This is a genomic window from Streptomyces sp. NPDC046887 (assembly GCF_040644755.1).
Taxonomy (GTDB): Bacteria; Actinomycetota; Actinomycetes; order Streptomycetales; family Streptomycetaceae; genus Streptomyces; species Streptomyces lichenis.
The window spans coordinates 40,281-60,978 of record NZ_JBEYXH010000038.1; the positions used below are offsets into that span (position 1 = coordinate 40,281).

General features: G+C 72.3%; 21 protein-coding genes and 5 tRNA genes. 6 read left to right on the forward strand and 20 right to left on the reverse strand.

Features of this window, described 5'->3' with window-relative positions; genetic code table 11:
* Positions 1 to 73: 73 nt before the first annotated feature.
* Together recG and ABZ945_RS27180 are read right to left on the reverse strand one after the other, a co-directional pair.
* The gene (recG, locus tag ABZ945_RS27175; protein ID WP_361274582.1) at positions 74 to 2,281 is read right to left on the reverse strand and encodes an ATP-dependent DNA helicase RecG; all 2,208 of its coding nucleotides are present in this window, start codon (positions 2,279 to 2,281) and stop codon (positions 74 to 76) included.
* A 28-nt stretch (positions 2,282 to 2,309) separates the two neighbouring features.
* Positions 2,310 to 3,905 carry a DAK2 domain-containing protein gene (locus ABZ945_RS27180; protein ID WP_361274585.1) on the reverse strand — a complete coding sequence of 532 codons (1,596 nt, stop codon included), beginning with the start codon at positions 3,903 to 3,905 and terminating at the stop codon, positions 2,310 to 2,312.
* 238 nt (positions 3,906 to 4,143) lie between these two features.
* On the opposite strand from ABZ945_RS27180, the gene rpmB reads away from it, so the two are divergent.
* On the forward strand, positions 4,144 to 4,329 hold the full coding sequence (gene rpmB, locus ABZ945_RS27185) for a 50S ribosomal protein L28 (RefSeq protein WP_105867062.1): 186 nt from the start codon (positions 4,144 to 4,146) through the stop codon (positions 4,327 to 4,329).
* A gap of 134 nt (positions 4,330 to 4,463) precedes the next feature.
* On the opposite strand, the gene thiD is transcribed toward rpmB, so the two are convergent.
* Positions 4,464 to 5,246 carry a bifunctional hydroxymethylpyrimidine kinase/phosphomethylpyrimidine kinase gene (thiD, locus tag ABZ945_RS27190; protein ID WP_361274653.1) on the reverse strand — a complete coding sequence of 261 codons (783 nt, stop codon included), beginning with the start codon at positions 5,244 to 5,246 and terminating at the stop codon, positions 4,464 to 4,466.
* 23 nt (positions 5,247 to 5,269) lie between these two features.
* A complete protein-coding gene (locus ABZ945_RS27195) occupies positions 5,270 to 6,238 on the reverse strand; it encodes a thiamine-phosphate kinase (RefSeq protein ID WP_361274588.1) in 969 nt (322 codons plus the stop codon).
* Positions 6,239 to 6,606: 368 nt separating this feature from the next.
* Between ABZ945_RS27195 and ABZ945_RS27200 the strand changes: the two genes are divergently transcribed.
* A complete protein-coding gene (locus tag ABZ945_RS27200; protein WP_248632295.1) occupies positions 6,607 to 6,840 on the forward strand; it encodes an Lrp/AsnC ligand binding domain-containing protein in 234 nt (77 codons plus the stop codon).
* Positions 6,841 to 7,004: 164 nt separating this feature from the next.
* On the opposite strand, the gene ABZ945_RS27205 is transcribed toward ABZ945_RS27200, so the two are convergent.
* The 3 genes from ABZ945_RS27205 to ABZ945_RS27215 are packed head-to-tail and all read right to left on the reverse strand — an operon-like array spanning position 7,005 to position 10,009.
* Positions 7,005 to 8,156, reverse strand: a complete 1,152-nt coding sequence (locus ABZ945_RS27205) for a D-alanine--D-alanine ligase family protein (RefSeq protein ID WP_361274590.1) — start codon at positions 8,154 to 8,156, stop codon at positions 7,005 to 7,007.
* Positions 8,157 to 8,213: 57 nt separating this feature from the next.
* Positions 8,214 to 9,260 carry an NAD(P)H-dependent glycerol-3-phosphate dehydrogenase gene (locus ABZ945_RS27210; RefSeq protein ID WP_361274593.1) on the reverse strand — a complete coding sequence of 349 codons (1,047 nt, stop codon included), beginning with the start codon at positions 9,258 to 9,260 and terminating at the stop codon, positions 8,214 to 8,216.
* Entirely contained in the window at positions 9,257 to 10,009 is a 753-nt protein-coding gene (locus ABZ945_RS27215) for a lysophospholipid acyltransferase family protein (RefSeq protein ID WP_361274595.1), read from the reverse strand. The genes ABZ945_RS27210 and ABZ945_RS27215 overlap by 4 nt, the downstream gene beginning before the upstream one ends.
* A 139-nt stretch (positions 10,010 to 10,148) precedes the next feature.
* Here ABZ945_RS27215 and cofC point away from each other — a divergent pair, with 139 nt between their 5' ends.
* Positions 10,149 to 10,847: a 2-phospho-L-lactate guanylyltransferase gene (gene cofC, locus ABZ945_RS27220; protein ID WP_361274597.1), complete on the forward strand. Its 699-nt coding sequence runs from the start codon at positions 10,149 to 10,151 to the stop codon at positions 10,845 to 10,847.
* Positions 10,848 to 10,970: 123 nt separating this feature from the next.
* Entirely contained in the window at positions 10,971 to 11,174 is a 204-nt protein-coding gene (locus ABZ945_RS27225) for a hypothetical protein (RefSeq protein WP_248632290.1), read from the forward strand.
* A gap of 135 nt (positions 11,175 to 11,309) precedes the next feature.
* Here the strand turns inward: ABZ945_RS27225 and ABZ945_RS27230 are convergent, their stop codons facing one another.
* The 4 genes from ABZ945_RS27230 to leuC all read right to left on the reverse strand — a co-directional run bounded on the left by ABZ945_RS27230 (position 11,310) and on the right by leuC (position 14,755).
* Positions 11,310 to 11,972: an HU family DNA-binding protein gene (locus ABZ945_RS27230; protein WP_361274600.1), complete on the reverse strand. Its 663-nt coding sequence runs from the start codon at positions 11,970 to 11,972 to the stop codon at positions 11,310 to 11,312.
* 144 nt (positions 11,973 to 12,116) lie between these two features.
* Positions 12,117 to 12,344, reverse strand: a complete 228-nt coding sequence (locus tag ABZ945_RS27235) for a hypothetical protein (protein WP_248632288.1) — start codon at positions 12,342 to 12,344, stop codon at positions 12,117 to 12,119.
* Between the two features lie 380 nt (positions 12,345 to 12,724).
* The gene (leuD, locus tag ABZ945_RS27240; RefSeq protein ID WP_361274603.1) at positions 12,725 to 13,318 is read right to left on the reverse strand and encodes a 3-isopropylmalate dehydratase small subunit; all 594 of its coding nucleotides are present in this window, start codon (positions 13,316 to 13,318) and stop codon (positions 12,725 to 12,727) included.
* A gap of 6 nt (positions 13,319 to 13,324) precedes the next feature.
* Complete coding sequence (leuC, locus tag ABZ945_RS27245) at positions 13,325 to 14,755, reverse strand: 3-isopropylmalate dehydratase large subunit (protein ID WP_361274606.1); 1,431 nt, start codon at positions 14,753 to 14,755, stop codon at positions 13,325 to 13,327.
* 212 nt (positions 14,756 to 14,967) lie between these two features.
* Between leuC and ndgR the strand changes: the two genes are divergently transcribed.
* Positions 14,968 to 15,684: an IclR family transcriptional regulator NdgR gene (gene ndgR, locus ABZ945_RS27250; protein WP_248632285.1), complete on the forward strand. Its 717-nt coding sequence runs from the start codon at positions 14,968 to 14,970 to the stop codon at positions 15,682 to 15,684.
* A 149-nt stretch (positions 15,685 to 15,833) separates the two neighbouring features.
* Entirely contained in the window at positions 15,834 to 16,082 is a 249-nt protein-coding gene (locus ABZ945_RS27255; RefSeq protein WP_361274610.1) for an SCO4226 family nickel-binding protein, read from the forward strand.
* Between the two features lie 68 nt (positions 16,083 to 16,150).
* Here ABZ945_RS27255 and ABZ945_RS27260 read toward each other — a convergent pair.
* From ABZ945_RS27260 to ABZ945_RS27300, 9 genes are all read right to left on the reverse strand, one after another.
* Positions 16,151 to 16,226 (reverse strand) — tRNA-Glu (locus ABZ945_RS27260).
* Positions 16,227 to 16,287: 61 nt separating this feature from the next.
* Positions 16,288 to 16,359: transfer RNA gene (locus ABZ945_RS27265), tRNA-Gln, on the reverse strand.
* A gap of 18 nt (positions 16,360 to 16,377) precedes the next feature.
* Positions 16,378 to 16,453: transfer RNA gene (locus ABZ945_RS27270), tRNA-Glu, on the reverse strand.
* Between the two features lie 84 nt (positions 16,454 to 16,537).
* Positions 16,538 to 16,610: transfer RNA gene (locus ABZ945_RS27275), tRNA-Glu, on the reverse strand.
* A 21-nt stretch (positions 16,611 to 16,631) separates the two neighbouring features.
* A tRNA-Gln gene (locus ABZ945_RS27280) sits at positions 16,632 to 16,703 on the reverse strand.
* Positions 16,704 to 16,793: 90 nt separating this feature from the next.
* A complete protein-coding gene (locus ABZ945_RS27285) occupies positions 16,794 to 17,513 on the reverse strand; it encodes an HAD family hydrolase (protein WP_361274612.1) in 720 nt (239 codons plus the stop codon).
* A gap of 30 nt (positions 17,514 to 17,543) precedes the next feature.
* Entirely contained in the window at positions 17,544 to 18,236 is a 693-nt protein-coding gene (locus ABZ945_RS27290; RefSeq protein ID WP_361274615.1) for a DUF4241 domain-containing protein, read from the reverse strand.
* Positions 18,237 to 18,355: 119 nt separating this feature from the next.
* Complete coding sequence (gene gltX, locus ABZ945_RS27295; RefSeq protein WP_361274618.1) at positions 18,356 to 19,831, reverse strand: glutamate--tRNA ligase; 1,476 nt, start codon at positions 19,829 to 19,831, stop codon at positions 18,356 to 18,358.
* Entirely contained in the window at positions 19,824 to 20,612 is a 789-nt protein-coding gene (locus ABZ945_RS27300; protein WP_248632280.1) for a fumarylacetoacetate hydrolase family protein, read from the reverse strand. Before ABZ945_RS27300 ends, gltX begins: the two co-directional genes overlap by 8 nt.
* Between the last annotated feature and the right edge of the window lie 86 nt (positions 20,613 to 20,698).

The following is a 20,698-nucleotide window of genomic DNA, read 5'->3' on the forward strand; positions in this document are numbered from 1 at the left end:
GTCTACCGGGCCGCGCACGGCCCCCGTCCCACGATACGGGCCCAGCGCCACGGCCCCACCGGGTCGGCCCTCGTCAGCCCTTGTCCAGGTACTCGGCGCGCTCCTTGTCCAGCAGGGCGTCCAGCGCGATCCGCAGCTCCGGCAGCCGCTCCAGCTCCGGATCGGCGGCGACCACCGCGGCGGCCTCCTCCCGGGCGGCGGCGATGACCTCCTCGTCCTCGATGACCGCGAGCACCCGCAGGCTGGAGCGGACCCCGGACTGGGCCTGCCCCAGCACATCGCCCTCCCGGCGCTGCTCCAGGTCGATCCGCGACAGCTCGAACCCGTCCAGGGTGCTCGCCACCGCCGACAGCCGCCCCCGCGCCGGACTCGCTTCCGGCGCATCCGTCACCAGCAGGCACAGTCCGGCCGCGGACCCACGGCCCACCCGCCCCCGCAACTGGTGCAGCTGCGAGACCCCGAACCGGTCCGCGTCCATGATCACCATGGCGGTGGCGTTGGGGACGTTCACCCCCACCTCGATCACCGTGGTGGCCACCAGCACGTCCGCCTCCCCCGCGGCGAACCGGCGCATCACCGCGTCCTTGTCATCGGGCGCCATCCGCCCGTGCAGCACCTCCACCCGCAACCCGGCCAGCGGCCCCTTGGCCAGCTGCTCGGCCACCTCCAGCACCGCCAGCGGCGGCCGCTTGTCCCCGTCCTCCCCCGCCGCAGCGCCCTTCTTCCCGTTCTTCTTCTCGTCCTCGTCGTCCCCGATCCGGGGGCAGACCACATACGCCTGGTGGCCGTTCTCCACCTCCTCCCGCACCCGCTCCCAGGCGCGGGCCAGGAAGTGCGGCTTGTCGGCGGCTGGCACCACATGGCTGGCGATCGGCGAACGCCCGGCCGGCAACTGGTCCAGCACCGAGGTCTCCAGATCACCGAAGACCGTCATGGCCACCGTCCGCGGGATCGGGGTGGCGGTCATCACCAGCAGATGCGGCGGCTGCTTGCCCTTGCCCCGCAGCGCGTCCCGCTGCTCCACCCCGAACCGATGCTGCTCGTCCACCACCACCAGCCCCAGGTCGTGGAACTTCACCTTGTCCTCGATGAGGGCGTGGGTGCCGATGACGATCCCCGCCTCCCCGGTCACCAGGTCCAGCAGCGCCTGCCGCCGCCCCGCGGCCCCCATCGACCCGGTCAGCAGCACCACCTTCGTACCCTGCTCGGCGCCCCCCAGCATTCCGCCCTGCGCGAGCTCCCCCATCATCTCCACCACCGAACGGTGGTGCTGCTGGGCCAGCACCTCGGTGGGCGCCAGCATCGCGGCCTGCCCCCCGGCGTCCACCACCGCGAGCATGGCCCGCAGCGCCACCATGGTCTTGCCCGAGCCGACCTCGCCCTGGAGCAGCCGGTGCATCGGGTGCTCCAGCGCCAGATCCCCGAAGATCTCCGCGGACACCTTGTTCTGCCCCTCGGTGAGGGTGAACGGCAGCGTAGCGTCGAAGGCGTCCAACAGGCCGCCCGTGGTGGCCACCCGGGGCACCGCGGCCAGCTGGGTGTCGGCGTGGCGCCGCCGGGCCAGCGCGACCTGGAGCACGAACGCCTCGTCCCACTTGAGCCGTTCCCGCGCGTCCAGGATGTCCGCCTTGGTGGTGGGCCGGTGGATCATGCGCAGCGCGTCCGGCAGCTCCGCCAGCCCCCGCCCCTCCCGCAAGGAGCCCGGCAGCGGATCCACCGCGTCCGACACCCGGGGCAGCACCGCGTCCACCGCGCGGGCGATCTTCCAGGACTCCAGCTTCACGGTGGCCGGGTAGATCGGGATGAGCGCCCCGGCCCAGGAGTCCACCGCCTGCTCCCCGTCCCCCTCCTCGCCCCGCAGCAGCTCATACGCCGGGTGCGCCAGCTGCGTACGCCGGTTGAACACCGACACCTTCCCGGCGAACATCGCCCGGGTGCCCGGCAGCAGCTCCTGGTGCGGCTTGTGCACGCCCTTGCCGAAGAACACCAGCTGCAACCGCCCGCTGCCGTCGGTGATCGTCACCTCCAGCCGCTGCCCGCGCCCCTTCGCCCCGTTGAAGGTGTGCACCCGGGCGTCGGCGACCCGAGCGACCACCGTCACATGCTCGTCCAGCGGCAGATCGGCCAGCGTGGTCAGCTCACCGCGCTCGGCGTACCTGCGCGGATAGTGGTGCAGCAGGTCGCCGACCGTGTGCAGCTCCAGCGCCTCGGCCATCACCTTCGCGGTGGCGGGCCCCAGCGACTTCTTCAGTGGTTCGTCGAGTCCGGACACGTCACCCATCGTCCACCACCCCACCGACAACCGCCGTCTACTCCACCCCGATCAGCAGCAGCGGAGCCTGCGACCCACCCGCGTACACCACCGTGTCCACCGCCAGCCGGGTCTCCCGGACATACGCCTGAAGCCCGTCCGCCAGCCCCTGCGGAGCGTCGTCCGCCACCACCAGAGTGACCAGCTCTCCCCCACCCGACAGCATCCGGTCCACCAACTCCCGCGCCGTCCCCTCCACCCCCTCCCCGATGACCGCCACATCCCCGTCGATCAACCCGAGCACATCGCCCGCCTGGCACACCCCCGCCGAGGTGAACGACTGCCGCTCCGCCAGCGCCAGTTCCCCGTACCGGGTGGCCCCGGCCGCCGCCGTCATGGCGACCACGTCCTCGTCGAACCGCCGCTCCGGCTCATGCACCGCGAGCGCGGCGATGCCCTGCACCGCCGACCGGGTCGGGATCAGCGCCACCCGCACCCCCTCCACCCGTACCTGCTCGGCGGCGGCAGCGGCCGTGTGCCGCAGCTCCACCGCGTTCGGCAGCAGCACCACCTCATGCGCGTGCGCCCGCCGAATGGCCTCCGCCAGCTCCGCACTGGCCGGCGACTCCCCCGCCTTGACCAGCACCGTCGTCGCCCCCGCCGCCTCGCAGAGCGCGGCCAGCCCCTCGCCCGGCAGCACCGCCACCACGGCCCGCTGCACCCGCTCCACCACCGGGGCCGCCCCCTCGAAGTGGGTGATCCGGATCCGGTACGGCCGCCCGGCCTCCACCCCGGCCTCCACCGCCGCGCCCGCGTCGTCCACATGCACATGGACGTTCCACAGCCCGTCCCCGCCGACCACCACCAGCGAGTCCCCGAGCCCGTCCAGCCGCTCACGCAGCCGGTCCACCGCGGCGTCCTCGGCCTCCAGCAGATAGATCACCTCGAACGCGGGCCCACCCGTCGCGCACTCCTCCACCACCGGCACCGGCCGGGCCGCCCGCACCGGCCGCGCCGGGGCCGCCCCCGACAGCGCCTCCACCAGCGCCCCCAGCACCGCGACCAGCCCTCGCCCACCGGCGTCCACCACCCCGGCCCGCTCCAGCGCGCCCAACTGCCCCGGCGTCGCCTCCAACGCCACCCGCGCCCCCTCGTACGCCCTCCGCGCCACCTCGGCCGCGTCCGCCCCACCCGCACCGTCACACGCCTCGGCCGCCGCCGAGGCCACCGTCAGGATCGTCCCCTCCACCGGATGCGCCACCGCCCGCCGCGCCTCCGAGGCGGCCTCCGCCAGCCCCCGGGCCAGCAGCTCACCGGAGCACTCCGCGCCCTCGGCGGCGGCCAGCACCCCGGCCATCCCCCGCAGCAGCTGCGCCAGGATGGTCCCGGAGTTGCCCCGCGCCCCGAGCAACGCCCCGTGCGCCATGGCCCGTACGGCCTCCCCGACCCCGACCCCGACCCCGACCCCGGCCCCCTCCAGCGCCTCCACCGCCTCCCGAGCGGACTCGGCGGTCAAGTACAGATTCGTCCCCGTGTCCCCGTCGGCCACCGGGTAGACGTTGATCGCGTCGATCTCCTCGCGCTCCCGCCCCAGCGCCTCCAACGCCAGTGAGCACCAGAGGCGGACCGCGGCGGAGTCGAGCGGGTGCGGCACCGGGAGGTCCTCCTTGGGCGGAACGGGCTGCACGGCAGCGTAGACCTGCGACGATCCCGGCCCCGGGGCGGGGCGGGAGCGAGCCATGGTAGTTTCGTTCTACCGAAGCGGTCGTTGTATGCTGCTCCGGTTGCCCGATGAGAATCGGGCCATTCCCCCGGCAACGCCACTCGGTCACCGAACTGATCCGGCTCGCCGGATTTCACCGTACGTGCATCTGAAGTCTTTGGAGTGACCCGTGGCTGCCAACTGCGACGTCTGCGGCAAGGGGCCGGGCTTCGGCAACAACATCTCGCACTCGCACCGCCGTACGTCCCGTCGCTGGAACCCGAACATCCAGCGCGTGCGTGCCGTGGTCAGTGGGACGCCGAAGCGCCTCAACGCCTGCACCTCGTGCATCAAGGCCGGCAAGGTCGCGCGCTGACGCCTACGTCGTAGCGCAGCCTGTCCGGTTGCCAGAAGAGCCGGTCCACCTCGGTGGACCGGCTTTTTGCCGTACCCGGACACCGGCCGGGTGGGCGGCCGGCGGCCACGGGCCCGCCGCCGTCCGCCCCAGGGCTACCTCAGCCGCCAGCCGTGGTCCACCGGCCCGATCCCCCCGCCCAGGGCGAACCCGGCCGCGATCGCCCCCGTCACGTACTCCTTCGCCGCCCGTACCGCCTGCGGGACCGTGAGCCCCTTGGCGAGCCCCGCGGCGACCGCCGAGGCGAGGGTGCAACCGGTGCCGTGGGTATGCCGGTTGTCGTGCCGGGGGGCCCGCAGCCAGTGCTCCTCGGTGCCGTCGGTGAGCAGGTCCACCGCGTCGCCCGCGAGGTGCCCGCCCTTGATCAGCGCCCACCGGGGCCCGAAGGCGAGCAGCGCCTCGGCGGCCTCCCGCAGGTCGTCCTCCTTCTCCACCCGCACCCCGGTGATCTGGGCGACCTCGTCCAGGTTGGGGGTGGCCACGGTGGCGACCGGCAGCAGCGCGCCCCGTACCGAGTCCAGCGCGGACGCGGCCAGCAGCGAGTCCCCGTGCTTGGAGACGCCCACCGGGTCGACCACCACCGGCGCCTCGGTACCGGCCAGCAACTCCGCCACCGCCTCCACCAGCGGGGCGGTCGCCAGCATCCCGGTCTTCACGGCCTGGACGCCGATGTCGTCCACCACGCTGCGGTACTGGGCGCGCACCGCCTCCGGGGGCAGCTCCCAGGCGCCCTGCACACCGAGCGAGTTCTGCGCGGTGACGGCGGTGACCACGCTCATCCCGTGCACCCCGAGCGCCAGCATGGTCTTCAGGTCGGCCTGGATCCCGGCGCCGCCGCCCGAGTCGGACCCGGCGACGGTCAGTACGTTGGGCAGCACACCCGGACCACCGTTCACGAAACTCACTGCTGCGGCTCCTCTCCGAAGTGGTCCCAGCCGCTGCTGGCGTGCCAGGGCGCCCCGTCCACGGTGACCTGGGGCAGGGCCGAGGGGTTGACCACCTCGCCGATCACCTTCCAGCGGGCGGGCAGCTTCACGTCCGGCGGGAAGGTGGCGACGATGGCGTGGTCCTCGCCGCCGGTGAGCACCCACTGCATGGGGTCCACACCGACGGCCTGGCCGATGTCGTTCATCTGGGTGGGGATGTCGATGGACCCGGAGCGCAGGTCGATGCGGACCTTGCTGGCCTCGGCGATATGCCCGAGGTCGGCGATCAGCCCGTCGCTGACGTCGCACATCGCGGTGGCGCCGAGTCCGGCGGCGGCGGGGCCGGCGTGGTACGGGGGCTCGGGGCGCCGGTGTGCCTCGACGAAGGCGCGCGGGGAGCGGAAGCCGCGGGAGAGCACCGCGTATCCGGCGGCGGACCAGCCGAGCCAGCCGGTGTAGGCGACGACGTCCCCGGGCTGAGCGCCGGCCCGGGTGACGGGCTCGTGGTTGCGCAGGTCGCCGAGGGCGGTGATGGAGACGGTGATGGTCTCGCCGCGCACCACGTCGCCGCCGACCACCGAGGCACCGGCCACCTGGCACTCGTCGCGCAGGCCGTCCATCAGCTCGGTGGGCCAGGCGGCCGGGAGTTCGGCGGGGACGACGAGGCCCAGCAGCAGGGCCGTCGGGACCGCGCCCATCGCGGCGATGTCGGCGAGGTTCTGCGCGGCGGCCTTGCGGCCCACGTCATAGGCGGTGGACCAGTCGCGCCGGAAGTGCCGTCCCTCCAGCAGGATGTCCGTGCTGGCCACGACGCGCCGGTCGGGCGCGGCCACGACCGCGGCGTCGTCGCCCGGCCCGACCCGTACCGCCGGGGTGGTGGTGAGCCGGGAGGTGAGCTCCCTGATGAGCCCGAACTCCCCCAACTCGCCCACAGTGCCCTTCACCGAGGTTCACCTCTCCATATGCTCGTGAGTCGAAGCGGCCGCCACCGTACGACCGCGCCCCCGTGCCGGGCCCGGAACCCGGCCCCGTACCGCTCCCGGATCCCGGCCCCGTACCGTTCCCCGAACCCGGCCCCGTACCGCCCCGGGATTCCCGTCCCGTACCGCTGCCCGAACCCGGCCCCGTACCGCCCCCGCGACCGGGGGTCGTCAACTCCCCGCCCACCGGTCCACCGCCCGGGCGCCGCGTGGACCGCGCGGGTCTCCCGCTCGCCCACGGCGACGCGGTACCGTGGCGTCCCTTTCTTTGACCTGCCGTTCTCCCCGCCGAGGGCGGGGACCAAGATCCTCATGGCCGCCCTGGAGGTTCCGTGGTACAGGCGTACATCCTGATTCAGACCGAGGTGGGGAAGGCGTCGACGGTCGCCGAGACCATCGCCAAGATGCCGGGGGTGGTCCAGGCCGAGGACGTCACCGGCCCCTACGACGTGATCGTCCGCGCCCAGGCGGACACGGTCGACGAGCTCGGCCGCATGGTGGTCGCCAAGGTGCAGCAGGTGGACGGGATCACCCGCACGCTGACCTGCCCGGTCGTCCACCTCTAGCCCCCGTATCCGGCCGCTCGCCCTGTCCCGGGCGGCGGCCCGGGGGACGGGGCGATCGTACTGCGCGGTCACCCGCCCGGCCTACCAGCAGCCTCCCGTACCGGCCCCCGGTACACCACGAGGGGCGGCCGCCCACCAGGCGGCCGCCCCTCGAAGGCGTTCGGTCAGCGCAGCCCCGTCGGGCGGCGCAGCGCGGCCTGGATGAGCCGGTCGATCAGCTCCGGGTAGTCCACACCGCTCTCCTGCCACATCCGCGGGTACATGGAGATCGGGGTGAAGCCCGGCATGGTGTTGATCTCGTTGATCACGAACTCGCCCTCGTCGGTGAGGAAGAAGTCCGCGCGGACCAGCCCCTCGCAGGCGGCCGCCTCGAACGCGGCGATGGCGAGGCGCTGCACCTCGGCGGTCTGCTCGGGGGTGATCGGGGCGGGCACGACGCCGGAGGCCGACTCGGCGCCGTACTTGGCCTCGAAGTCGTAGAAGTCGTGCGCGGTGACGGGCGGGATCCAGGCCGGGACGGAGGCGCGCGGCCCGTCCTCGAACTCCAGCACACCGCACTCGATCTCGCGGCCGGTGAGCAGCGACTCCACGATGACCTTGGGGTCGTGGCGGCGGGCCTCCTCGACGGCCTCGTCCAGGTCCTCGAAGCCCTCGACCTTGCTGATGCCCATGGAGGAGCCGGCCCGGGCGGGCTTCACGAACAGCGGCCAGCCGTGCTCGGCGGCGAAGTCGGCGATCCGCTTCCGGGCGGCGGAGGGGTCCTGCTCCCACTCGCGGGGGCGGATCACCTCGTAGGGGCCGACCGGCAGCCCGAACGAGGTGAAGATCCGCTTCATGTACTCCTTGTCCTGGCCGACGGCCGAGGAGAGCACTCCGGCGCCCACATAGGGCACCCCGGACAGCTCCAGCAGGCCCTGGAGGGTGCCGTCCTCTCCGTACGGCCCGTGCAGCACGGGGAAGACCACGTCCACGTCGCCCAGCGCCTTGGGCACCGAGCCGGGTTCGCTGTAGACGACCTCGCGGTTGGCGGGGTCGACGGAGAGCACCACGCTGCCCTCGGTGGACTCGGCGAGGTCGCCGACGCTGGGCAGGGTGCCGCCGGCGATGGCCATCCGCTCCGGTTCGTCGGCGGTGAGCGCCCAGCGGCCGTCGGTGGTGATGCCGATCGGCAGCACGTCGTAGACGTCCCGGTCGATGGCGCGGAGCACGGCGCCGGCGGTGACGACGGAGATGGCGTGCTCGGAGCTGCGCCCGCCGAAGACGACGGCCACGCGCGGCTTGTGCTCGGGGCTGGTGGGGAGGTTCTCGCTGCTCATATCGCGTTGAGGGTACCCGCTCGCCCCGGGCTCGTCAGTGACCCGCCCCGCCGGGCGTCAGCGCCGCTCGGGCTTGGCGGCGCGGGACATCAGCTCCTTGAGCGCGACCATCGGCGGCTTGCCCTCGTGGACGATGCCGACGACCGTCTCGGTGATCGGCATGTCGACGCCGTGCCGGCGGGCCAGGTCGAGCACCGACTCGCAGGACTTGACGCCCTCCGCGGTCTGCTTGGTGACGGCGATGGTCTCGGCGAGGGTCATGCCCCGGCCGAGGTTGGTGCCGAAGGTGTGGTTGCGGGAGAGCGGGGAGGAGCAGGTGGCCACCAGGTCGCCGAGGCCGGCGAGCCCGGAGAAGGTCAGCGGGTCGGCGCCCATGGCCAGCCCCAGCCGGGTGGTCTCGGCGAGGCCGCGGGTGATCAGCGAGCCCTTGGCGTTGTCCCCGAGGCCCATGCCGTCCGCGATGCCGACCGCCAGACCGATGACGTTCTTCACCGCGCCGCCCAGTTCGCAGCCGACCACGTCGGTGTTGGTGTACGGGCGGAAGTACGGGGTGTGGCAGGCCGCCTGGAGGCGGCGGGCGTTCTCCTCGTCGCGGCAGGCGACCACCGCGGCGGCGGGCATGCGGGCGACGATCTCCTTGGCCAGGTTGGGCCCGGTGACCACGGCGACCCGCTCTTCGAGGACGCCGGCGACCTCCCCGATGACCTCGCTCATCCGCTTGGCGCTGCCGAGTTCGATGCCCTTCATCAGGGAGACCAGCAGGGTGTCCGGGGCGAGGTGCGGGGTCCAGGCGGCGAGGTTGTCGCGCAGCGTCTGGGAGGGGACGGAGAGCACGGTGAAGTCGGCGCCGTGCGCGGCCTCGGCGGGGTCGGTGGTGGCCCGGACGGAGGCGGGCAGTTCGGCGCCGGGGAAGTAGTCGGGGTTGGTGCGGCCGGTGTTGATCGCGTCCACGACCTCCTTGCGGCGGGCCCAGGTGACCACCTCGCAGCCGGCGTCGGCGAGCACGATGGCGAAGGCCGTGCCCCAGGAACCGGAGCCGAAGACCGCGGCCTTCGGGGGCTTGGCGTCCCCTGCGGCGTATCCCGCCTGTTCGGGCTGTGTCACGTGACTTCCTCCCCTGCCGCCCGGCGCCGCTGCGCGAGACGGGCCTTGCGGTGGTCGTACGGTTCGGGCGGCGCCTGCTCGCCGCGCACCTCCTCCAGCAGCGCGGTGATCGCGACCATGATGGCCTCGGTCGCCTCGCGCAGCACCTCGCCGGTGGGCTCCTTGTCGTAGAAGCGGTCCAGGTCCACGGGCGGTCCGGCGCGCACGATCAGGGTCTTGCGCGGCAGCAGGTTGAGCTTGTTCTCCTTGGCGTACGGCGGCATCGCCAGGTTGGCGCCCCACTGGGCGACCGGGATGACGGGCGCCCGGGTCATCAGGGCGACCCGGGCGGCGCCGGTCTTGCCGGCCATCGGCCACATCTCCGGGTCCCGGGTGAGGGTGCCCTCGGGGTAGAAGGCGACGCACTCGCCGCGCTCGATGGCGGCGACGGCGGCGCGGAAGGCGTCCAGGGCGTCGGTGGTCTCCCGGTAGACCGGGATCTGGCCGGTGCCGCGCAGGATGGCGCCGACGAACGAGCCCCGGAACAGCGCGGCCTTGGCCAGGAAGCGCGGCACCCGTCCGGTGTTGTACTGGTAGTGCGCGTACGACAGCGGGTCGAGATAGGAGTTGTGGTTGACGGCGGTGATGAAACCGCCCTCGTCGGGAATGTGCTCCGTTCCCTGCCAGTCCCGCTTGAACAGAACCACCAGCGGCGGTTTTGCGATGACCGCCGCCAGGCGGTACCAGAAGCCGATTCTGCGGCGGGACACGCGTACACCTTCCTTAAGGGACTTGGCTCGACCGGGGGTCAAGTGTGGCCCCGGGCCCCTGGTCTGTCGAGGACACGGTACGCCCCGCCTCGGACACCGGACGGCCGGACGGTCCCGGGGCCGGGCCACAATGGGCGCGGTGCGCACGGCACGCCCTGAGGAAGGAGAGCCCGCCACGAACCCCGATCCGACCGGCGCCTGGTCGCTGGTCGTTCCGCTGAAACCCCTTGTACGGGCCAAGAGCAGGCTGAGCGGTGCCGCCGGCCCGCTGCTGCGGCGCCGGCTGGCGCTGGCGTTCGCCGAGGACACCGTGGCCGCGGCGCTGGCCAGCGCGGTGGTACGGGATGTGTTCGTCGTCACGGACGACCGTACGGCCTCGCTCGCCCTGACCGCGCTCGGCGCCCGGGTGGTGCCGGACGCCCCGGCCGCCGGGCTGAACGCGGCGCTGGCGTACGGGGCGGGGGCGGCCCGGGCGGTGCGGCCCGGGGCCCCGGTGGCGGCCCTCAACGCGGACCTGCCGGCGCTGCGGCCGGTGGAGCTGGCGCGGGTGCTGGCGGTGGCCGGGGAATTCCCGCGCGCTTTTCTCTGCGACGCGGCGGAAATCGGTACGACTTTGCTGTCGGCGGCGCCCGGGGTGGAATTGCGCCCCGCTTTCGGCGGCCCCTCGCGGCACCGCCATTCGGTGTCGGGCGCGGTGGAAATCCTGCTGCCGGACGTGGTCTCGGTACGGCAGGACGTGGACACCCCCGACGATCTGCGGGCCGCCGTGGAACTCGGCACCGGCCCCCGCACCAGCGCCCTCTGGGCCGCCCGCGAGCCGGTACGCGACCGGGGTTGAGGGGGCCCGCGCGAGGCGGCCGGTCTCGCGGGGCGGGCGCAGGTTGGCGCGGCGCGGCAGCGGCGGGCCCCGCGGGGCGGACGCCCGGCATGGGCGAGCAGGGCGGCGGCTAGGCTTTGGCGCATGCAGGCCACCGCGTACACCTACGATCCCGGCACCCGCAGCGGCAGTGTGCTGCTCGACGACGGCACCCCGGTGGACTTCCCCGCCTCGGCGTTCGACGCGGGCGGGCTGCGGCTGCTGCGGCCCGGGCAGCGGGTGCGGATCGAGACGGAGGGCGAGGGCGAGGCCCGCCGGATCACCCTCGTCACCCTGCAGACCTTCTAGCCGCCCGCAGGACGACAGCCCGCCGGGCCGGGCCTTCCTCGCGGAGGGCCCGGCCCGGCGGTGCGGCTTTCGATCCGGTACGGCGTGCGGCGGAGCTCCGCCCCCGCGGGGCGGGGAAGCGTGCGCGCCGGCGGCCTACTTGCTGCTGGTGGCCTTCTTCGCGGCGGTGGTCTTGCGCGCCGTGGTCTTCTTGGCCGGGGCCTTCTTGGCGGTGGTCTTCTTCGCCGGGGCGGTCTTCTTGGCGGCGGCGGAGGTCTTCTTCGCCGTCGTGGTCTTGGCCGCGCCGGTCTTCTTGGCGGCGGCCGCGGCCCCGGTGGTCTTCTTCGCCGTGGTCTTCTTGGCGGTGGCCGTCGTCTTCTTGGCCGGAGTGGCCTTCTTGGCGGCGGCCTTCTTGGCCGCGGCGGCCGTGGTCTTCTTGGCGGCGGCCTTCTTGCCGGCGGCCTTGGCGATGGTGGGGGGCGGGCCGGAGAGGCTGCCCTTGGGGGCCTTCTTCACCGAGACCTCGCCGCCCTTGGGGAGCTTCTTGGAGCCGCTCACCAGGTCCTTGAAGCCCTGACCGGCACGGAAGCGCGGAACCGAGGTCTTCTTGACCCGGACGCGCTCGCCCGTCTGCGGGTTGCGGGCGTAGCGGGCCGGGCGGTCGACCTTCTCGAAAGAGCCGAAGCCGGTGACGGAGACCCGGTCACCGGCGACCACGGCACGGACGATGGCGTCCAGCACCGCGTCGACGGCGTCGGCGGCCTGCTGGCGGCCACCCATCTTGTCGGCAATCGCTTCTACGAGCTGCGCCTTGTTCACGTCTTCCCCTTCGGAGACATTGCCGGAACGAAAGTGTTCAAGCTTTTCGCACGTTAGGCAGATATATACCGCAAATCAAACACGAAACGGGCTAATCACCCTAGTGCCGCAACGGAGTCGGTCGTCCGTCACGGAAATCGGATGTCAGTCCCCTTCGGGGAATCGACCCTCGTCCAGGTCCTTCATCAACCGGTCCAGCCGCCTTGCAGCGCCTGCGAGATCGTGCTTCGCCGCAGCCGTGATGGTCAGCAGCTTCCGGGACAGCGCCATCCTCACGCCCTCCGGGACTTGCAGTTCGCGCACTCGGGTGTGCGCTTCTTTCAGTCGGGCTGCGACGGCCTGATAGAGCTGGAGTTGGCTGTCGCGTTCCATGCACCGATTGTGCCATCTGGGGCGAGTTGTCGCCCGCTTAGGGGGCAACTACCGTGCTGCGTCCGGCCGTAGGGACCGGTCGCACCACCCCCGTATGACCCCCTCGCCAACCTCCAACTAGCCACTGAAAAAAGGCAGTTGACGCCTGACAGCAGGGCCGGATCCGGGGTCCGGGACCTCGGCGGAAATCTCCGGGCGAGGGTCAGCCGGATGGCTCTCTCCGGCTGTTCCGCTACCCCGCAGGGTCGGTTTCAGGCCACCGTCCCCCTCGCACGTCGAGCGGAGTTGGAGCCGCCGTCCGGGAGGGCGGTGGAGACGCCGATGCCCCCGGCCGGGGTCGGCCGGGGGCATCGGGGGTGCGGGGCGCGGGCCCCGGGGGCTCAGCCCTGGAGGGTGCGCGGCTTGTGGGACGGCCGGGACACCTCGTACGCGGCGATGTGCTCCTCCTCGCGCAGGGTGATGCTGATGTCGTCCAGCCCGTTCAGCAGCCGCCAGCGGGCGTTCTCGTCCAGCTCGAAGGGGGCGGTGACGCCGGGGGCGCGCACCTCGCGCCGCTGGAGGTCGACGGTCACCTCCACCGTCGGGTCGGCCTCGGTCAGCTCCCAGAGCGCGTCCACCGTCTGCTGCTCCAGCACCACCGTGAGCAGGCCGTTCTTCAGCGAGTTGCCGCGGAAGATATCGGCGAAGCGGGAGGAGATGACCGTCTTGAAGCCGAAGTTCTGCAGCGCCCAGACGGCGTGCTCGCGCGAGGAGCCGGTACCGAAGTCGGGGCCGGCGACCAGCACGGTGGCGCCCTGGCGCTCGGGGCGGTTGAGGACGAACTCCGGGTCCTTGCGCCAGGCCTCGAACAGCCCGTCCTCGAACCCGTCGCGGGTGACCTTCTTCAGCCAGTGCGCGGGGATGATCTGGTCGGTGTCCACATTGCTGCGGCGCAGCGGGACGGCCCGGCCGGTGTGGGTGGTGAAGGCTTCCATGGCGGTTCAGACTCCGGCGGTGGCGGGGGCGGCGGCTTCGGTCAGGTCGGCGGGCGAGGCCAGATGGCCGAGGACCGCGGTGGCGGCGGCGACCTGCGGGGAGACCAGATGGGTGCGGCCGCCCTTGCCCTGCCGCCCCTCGAAGTTGCGGTTGGAGGTGGAGGCGGAGCGCTCGCCGGGCGCGAGTTGGTCGGGGTTCATGCCCAGGCACATCGAGCAGCCGGCGTGCCGCCATTCGGCCCCAGCGCCGGTGAAGACCTTGTCCAGGCCCTCCTCGACGGCCTGCAGGGCGACCCGGACGGAGCCGGGGACGACGAGCATCCGCACCCCGTCGGCGACTTTGCGGCCGTCCAGCACCTCGGCGGCGGAGCGCAGGTCCTCGATCCGGCCGTTGGTGCAGGAGCCGACGAACACGGTGTCCACGGCGATCTCGCGCAGCGGCTGCCCGGCGGTCAGGCCCATGTAGGTCAGGGCGTTCTCGGCGGCCAGGCGCTCCGAAGCGTCCTCGTACGAAGCGGGATCGGGGACGGAGGCCGAAAGCGGTGCGCCCTGGCCCGGGTTGGTGCCCCAGGTGACGAAGGGGGCCAGTCGGGCGGCGTCGATGACGACCTCGGCGTCGAAGACGGCGTCCTCGTCGGTGCGCAGGGTCTGCCAGTAGGCGACCGCGGCGTCCCAGTCCTCGCCCTCGGGGGCGTGCGGGCGGCCCTTGAGGTAGTCGAAGGTGGTCTGGTCCGGGGCGATCATGCCCGCCCGGGCACCGGCCTCGATGGACATGTTGCAGATGGTCATCCGGGCCTCCATCGACAGCTTCTCGATGGCGGAGCCGCGGTACTCCAGGACATAGCCCTGGCCGCCGCCGGTGCCGATCCTGGCGATGATCGCCAGGATGAGGTCCTTGGCGGTGACGCCGTCGGGCAGCTCGCCGTCGACGGTGATCGCCATGGTCTTGGGGCGGGTCATCGGCAGCGTCTGGGTGGCGAGCACATGCTCGACCTGGGAGGTGCCGATACCGAAGGCCAGCGCGCCGAAGGCGCCGTGGGTGGAGGTGTGCGAGTCGCCGCAGACCACGGTGGTGCCGGGCTGGGTCAGTCCCAGCTGCGGTCCCACCACATGGACGACGCCCTGCTCGACGTCGCCCAGCGGGTGCAGCCGGACGCCGAACTCGGCGCAGTTCTTGCGCAGGGTCTCCAACTGGGCGCGGGAGACCGGGTCGGCGATGGGCTTGTCGATGTCGAGGGTGGGGGTGTTGTGGTCCTCGGTCGCGATGGTGAGGTCGAGGCGGCGGACGGGACGGCCTGCCTTGCGCAGCCCGTCGAAGGCCTGCGGGCTGGTCACCTCGTGCAGCAGGTGCAGATCGATGAAGAGGAGGTCGGGCTCGCCCTCGGCTCGCCGGACGACATGGTCGTCCCAGACCTTCTCCGCGAGTGTCCTACCCATCGCTTTCCCTCCGGCCGGCAGGTCGCGCCGGCACTTCTCAGAGATACGGGGCCGCGTCCGCTCCCCTGGGTGACCGCACGCGTCTGCTGCGCGCTTCTCACCTGGCGGACGCCGCTGCGGACCCGATTGGTCCGCGGGCCGCCCCTACAGCCTGGCGTGTTCTCGGGAAAATTGAACTTGCGTTTCACAGAGTGAGACGAGAGTATCGTTGCATGGACAACTCTAGCGGCGTCGGCGTTCTCGACAAGGCGGCTCTGGTACTGAGCGCCCTGGAGTCCGGTCCGGCCACCCTCGCCGGGCTGGTCGCGGCGACCGGGCTCGCACGACCCACGGCCCATCGCCTGGCCGTGGCACTGGAACACCACCGGATGGTGGCGAGGGACATGCAGGGCCGGTTCATCCTGGGCCCGCGGCTGGCGGAGCTCGCCGCCGCGGCCGGTGAGGACCGTCTGCTGGCCACGGCCGGACCGGTCCTCACGCATCTGCGCGATGTGACCGGGGAGAGCGCGCAGCTCTACCGGCGCCAGGGCGATATGCGCATATGCGTGGCGGCGGCGGAGCGGCTGTCCGGACTGCGGGACACCGTGCCGGTCGGCTCCACGCTGACCATGAAGGCCGGCTCCTCGGCGCAGATCCTCATGGCCTGGGAGGAGCCGGAGCGGCTGCACCGCGGCCTCCAGGGCGCCCGCTTCACGGCGACGGCGCTGTCCGGCGTACGGCGCCGGGGCTGGGCGCAGTCGCTGGGCGAGCGCGAGCCGGGGGTGGCCTCGGTCTCCGCCCCGGTGCGCGGGCCCTCCAACCGCGTGGTCGCCGCGGTGTCGGTCTCCGGGCCGATCGAGCGGCTGACCCGCCACCCGGGCCGGATGCACGCCCAGGCGGTCATCGACGCGGCCGCCCGGCTCAGCGACGCCCTGCGCCGCTCCGGCTGAGCCGCGCCCCGCTCCCCCCTCTCTCACACCTCCCCCGCCTCCGGCCGGGCCCCTGGCGACGCCCTGGGGGCCCGGCCGGAGGTGTTCGGGCCGGGCCCCGGGTGCACCATGGAAGGAAGTGGCTGCCGAGCCCTGGAGGTGCAGAGGCGATGACGGAGTTCATGGACGTACACCGGGGGATGAAGGGGATCACCAGCGACCAGCTGATGGAGGCGCACCGGGCCGACCTCGCGATCGAGGGCGAGGAGGGCGTGCACTTCAAGCGGGCGTGGGCGGATCCGGACACCGGGACGGTCTACTGCCTCTCGGAGGGCCCCTCGGCGGACGCGGTGCAGCGGGTCCACGAGCGGACCGGCCACCCGGCGGACGAGGTGCACCAGGTGCCGATCACGGTCTGAGCCCCGGTGTGCGGCGGATATAGGGAGAAGGGGCCCTCCCGGATGGGAAGGCCCCTTCTGCCTTTCGCTGGTACCCCCGACCGGATTCGAACCGGCGCTACCGCCTTGAGAGGGCGGCGTGCTAGGCCGCTACACAACGGGGGCTAGCCATAGGTCACGCGGGGTGAACCGCGATCCCTGTCCTGCTGGGTCCTGCTGTACTGCGCTGGCCTACCTGGACTCGAACCAAGACTAACTGAACCAGAATCAGTCGTGCTGCCAATTACACCATAGGCCACTGGTAACTCAGACCAGCTGGTACCCCCGACCGGATTCGAACCGGCGCTACCGCCTTGAGAGGGCGGCGTGCTAGGCCGCTACACAACGGGGGCCCTGGCGATCCCACCCGGCTCTCGCCGGGTGATGTCACCGCATGTTCACCGGGTGCGACCCTGGTGATCCGCGGGATGGATCTGTACCCCCGACCGGATTCGAACCGGCGCTACTGCCTTGAGAGGGCAGCGTGCTAGGCCGCTACACAACGGGGGCTTTGCAGATGAGCTCTGCGAGCTGGCCTACCTGGACTCGAACCAAGACTAACTGAACCAGAATCAGTCGTGCTGCCAATTACACCATAGGCCACCAGAACAAGATCCCCTGTGGGGCTTCGTTCGGGTTACACGCCTCCGGGCTCCGGACTTCCGTCCCGCTCCCCTCGGCGCAGAAAGAACATTACCCGATGGAGTCCGGGGCTCCAAAACGGGTATCGGGCCGCAGCAGCGCGGGGAGCTGGTCGAGCCCGGTGATCCGTTTCAGCTCCGGTCGGCCGCCCGCGCCGGCCCGGTCGAGCCAGATTCCGGTCAGTCCCGCCTCGACGGCGCCGCGGGCGTCGATGTCCGGCTGGTCCCCGACGTACGCGACCTCCGCCGGGGGCAGCCGCAGGGCGTCGCAGGCGGCGTGGAAGGCCTCCGGGGCGGGCTTGGCGACGCCCAGTTCGGCGGCGCACAACAGCGCCTCGAACCGGTCGCGCACCCCGAGTATCCGCAGCTTGCGCTCCTGGTTGTGGGCCGAGGAGTTGGAGAGCACCGCGTGCCGGTAGTCGGCGGCCAGCAGTTCCAGTACGGGCAGGGTGTCCGGGAACAGCTCCCAGGCGGCCTCGTAGTGGGTGAGGTAGCGGGCGAACCAGTCGTCGGCCTCGGGGTCGGTGAGGGCGGTGCCGACGAAGTCCCGTACCCGGTCCCGCCGCTGGTCCTCGAAGGAGATCCCGCCCGCCTCGAAACGCCGCCAGTGGACAAGCGTCAGCTCCTTCCAGCGGGTGAGGGCCTGATCGACGGATCCGTATCCGGCGGTCAGGCCCTCGGCACGCAGCTGGTGGAGCATCCCGGCGCGGTCGGCGCTGGCGTAGTCGAAGATCGTGTCGTCGATGTCCCACAGGACCGCTCGGATCGCCATGCGGCCGAGCCTACGGGGACGGCCAGCGGCTCAGACCCGGGCGCCCACGCCGTCCGGGACCACATGGAAGTCCGTGACGAAGGACACCACCTGCCCGTCGGCGCCGCGGCCGACCCAGGTCGGGTAGGCGCCGTCGCCCCAGCCGGAGGTGAAGGCGACGAGGTTGTGACCGCTGCCGGGGGCGGTGACCAGATGGGGGCCGGAGGCGTCCGACGTGTCATCGCCACCCCAGACCGCCTCCCACACCGGGCCCTCGCCGTCCTCGTCGACGGGGAAGGACTCGTCGCAGGACGCGTCGTAGAAGCAGCCGGTGCCGGCGTCCACGCCGTACCCGTAGAACTCGTCGTCATCGAGCTCGGCGGGGTCCTGGCCGGCGGTGAGGGCCGGTTCCCAGGAGAGCGCCGGGGCGTCGGAGATCAGCAGCCGGGCGGCGGCGATCCGCTCATGCGGCTGCCCGCCGGGCTCCTCGCCCGGCCGGGTGAGGGTGGCGACGGCGCACTCCACCGCGTACCGCCCGGGCGGCACGGCGGCGGTGAAGGGTTCGGCCTCGCCCGTGCCGAGGGAGACGAACGGGTCGCAGGCGGTGACCTGTCCGGTCGGCAGCCAGAGCGCGCCGGGCGCCCGCACCACGGACATGGTGCCGGCGAGACCGTTCTCCCCCGGCTCCTGGAAGCGGTTGCCCGGTGTGAAGTACCAGTCGAGATCGGGCGCGGTCATGGTCATGGCTGTCCCCCCGGGGAGCGGCGGTTCGGTGATCTCCTCGAACAGTAGCCGGGGGCACCGACACACCGAGGGGGCGGTGGCCGGTGTCGGCCACCGCCCCCTCCAGGGCGTACACGCGCTTACGCGGCCAGCTTGGCCAGGGCGGCGTCGATACGGGCGAGGGTGCGGTCCTTGCCGAGGACTTCGAGGGACTCGAAGAGGGGCAGGCCGACGGTGCGGCCGGTGACGGCGACCCGGACCGGGGCCTGGGCCTTGCCGAGCTTGAGGCCGTGCTCCTCGCCGGCGGCCAGCACGGCCTCCTTGAGGGACTCGGGGCTGGTCCAGTCGGCGGCTTCGAGCGTGGCGCGGGCGGTGGTGAGCAGGGCGGCGGGGTCGCCCTTCATCGCCTTCTGCCAGGAGGCCTCGTCCTCGACCGGCTCGCGGCGGAAGAGGAAGTCGACGTTGGCGGTGATCTCGGAGAGGACCGTCAGCCGGGTCTGGGCGTAGGGGGCGATGGCCTCCCAGGCGGCCTGGTCGAAGTCCTCCGGCTCCCAGTTGGCGTGCGGGGCGCGCAGCCAGGGCTCGCAGGCGGCGGTGAAGGCCTTCACGTCCAGCATCCGGATGTGGTCGCCGTTGATGGACTCGGCCTTCTTCAGGTCGAAGCGGGCCGGGTTGGCGTTGACGTCGGCGATCTCGAAGCGCTCGACCATCTCGGGGATGGTGAAGACGTCCTGGTCGGCGGAGAAGGACCAGCCGAGCAGGGAGAGGTAGTTGAGCAGGCCCTCGGGGAGGAAGCCGCGCTCCCGGTAGAGGTTGAGGGAGGCCTGCGGGTCGCGCTTGGAGAGCTTCTTGTTGCCCTCGCCCATGACATAGGGGAGGTGGCCGAAGGCGGGGATCTCCTTGGCGACGCCCAGGTCGATCAGCGCCTTGTAGAGGGCGATCTGCCGGGGGGTGGAGGAGAGCAGGTCCTCGCCGCGCAGGACGTGGGTGATCTCCATCAGGGCGTCGTCGACCGGGTTGACCAGGGTGTAGAGCGGGAAGCCGTTGGCCCGCACGATGCCGTAGTCGGGGACGTTCTCCGGGGTGAAGGTGAGTTCGCCGCGGACCAGGTCGGTGAAGGTGATCGGCTCGTCGGGCATCCGGAAGCGGACGATCGCCTCGCGGCCCTCGGCGCGGTAGGCCTCGGCCTGCTCGGCGGTCAGCTCGCGGCAGTGGCCGTCGTAGCCGGAGGGGCGGCCGGCGGCGCGGGCGGCGTCGCGGCGGGTCTCCAGCTCCTCGGTGGTGCAGTAGCAGCGGTAGGCGTGGCCGGCGTCGAGGAGCTTGGCCGCGATGTCGCGGTAGATGTCCATCCGCTGGGACTGGCGGTAGGGGGCGTGCGGGCCGCCGGTCTCGGGGCCCTCGTCCCAGTCCAGGCCGAGCCAGCGCAGCGAGTCGAGCAGCTGGGTGTAGGACTCCTCGGAGTCGCGGGCCGCGTCGGTGTCCTCGATACGGAAGACCAGGGTGCCCTGGTGGTGCCGGGCGAACGCCCAGTTGAACAGGGCGGTGCGGACCAGGCCCACATGGGGGTTGCCGGTCGGGGAGGGACAGAAACGGACGCGGATGGGTGCGTTAGCCACGCTTGATCACCCTGTTGGTGAGAGTGCCGATGCCTTCGATGGTGACGGCGACCTCGTCGCCGGGGTTGAGCGGCCCCACTCCGGCGGGGGTGCCGGTGAGGATGACGTCTCCGGGGAGGAGGGTCATGGCCTCGGTGATGTGGACGACCAGGTCCTCCACGGAGCGGAGCATGTCGCTCGTACGACCCAGCTGGCGCTGTTCGCCGTTGACGGTGCACTGGATGGTGGCGTCGGCGGGGTCGAGGTCGGTCTCCACCCAGGGGCCCAGGGGGCAGGCGGTGTCGAAGCCCTTGGCGCGGGCCCACTGGAGCTCGCGCTTCTGCACGTCGCGGGCGGTGACGTCGTTGGCGCAGGTGTAGCCGAAGACGACGTCCTTGACGCGTTCGCGGGGGACCTCGCGGCACATCCGGCCGATGACGACGGCCAGCTCGGCCTCGTGGTGCAGCTCGTTCGAGAAGGAGGGGTACTCGATCGCGTCGCCGCTGCCGATCACCGAGGTGGTGGGCTTGAAGAAGGCGACCGGGGCCTCGGGGACCTCATGGCCCAGTTCGGCGGCGTGCTCGGCGTAGTTGCGGCCGATCGCGACGACCTTGTTGGGCAGTACGGGCGGCAGCAGCCGGACCTTGTTCAGCGGGACCTTGGTGCCGCTGAGCTCGAAGTCGCCGTAGGGGATGCCCTTGATGATGTCGAGGACGAGGCCGTCGGCGGTGCCGGGGGCGGCCTCGCCCTCGACCGCGCCGAAGGCGACGTTGCCGTCGATGGAGAACCTGGCGATGCGCACGGGCTGCCGAGCCCCCTGTTTCCGCTGGTTGGAGTGTGACACCCCAGGCTAACGCGGAGCGGGCGGCCGGTTCGGACCGCGGCGGC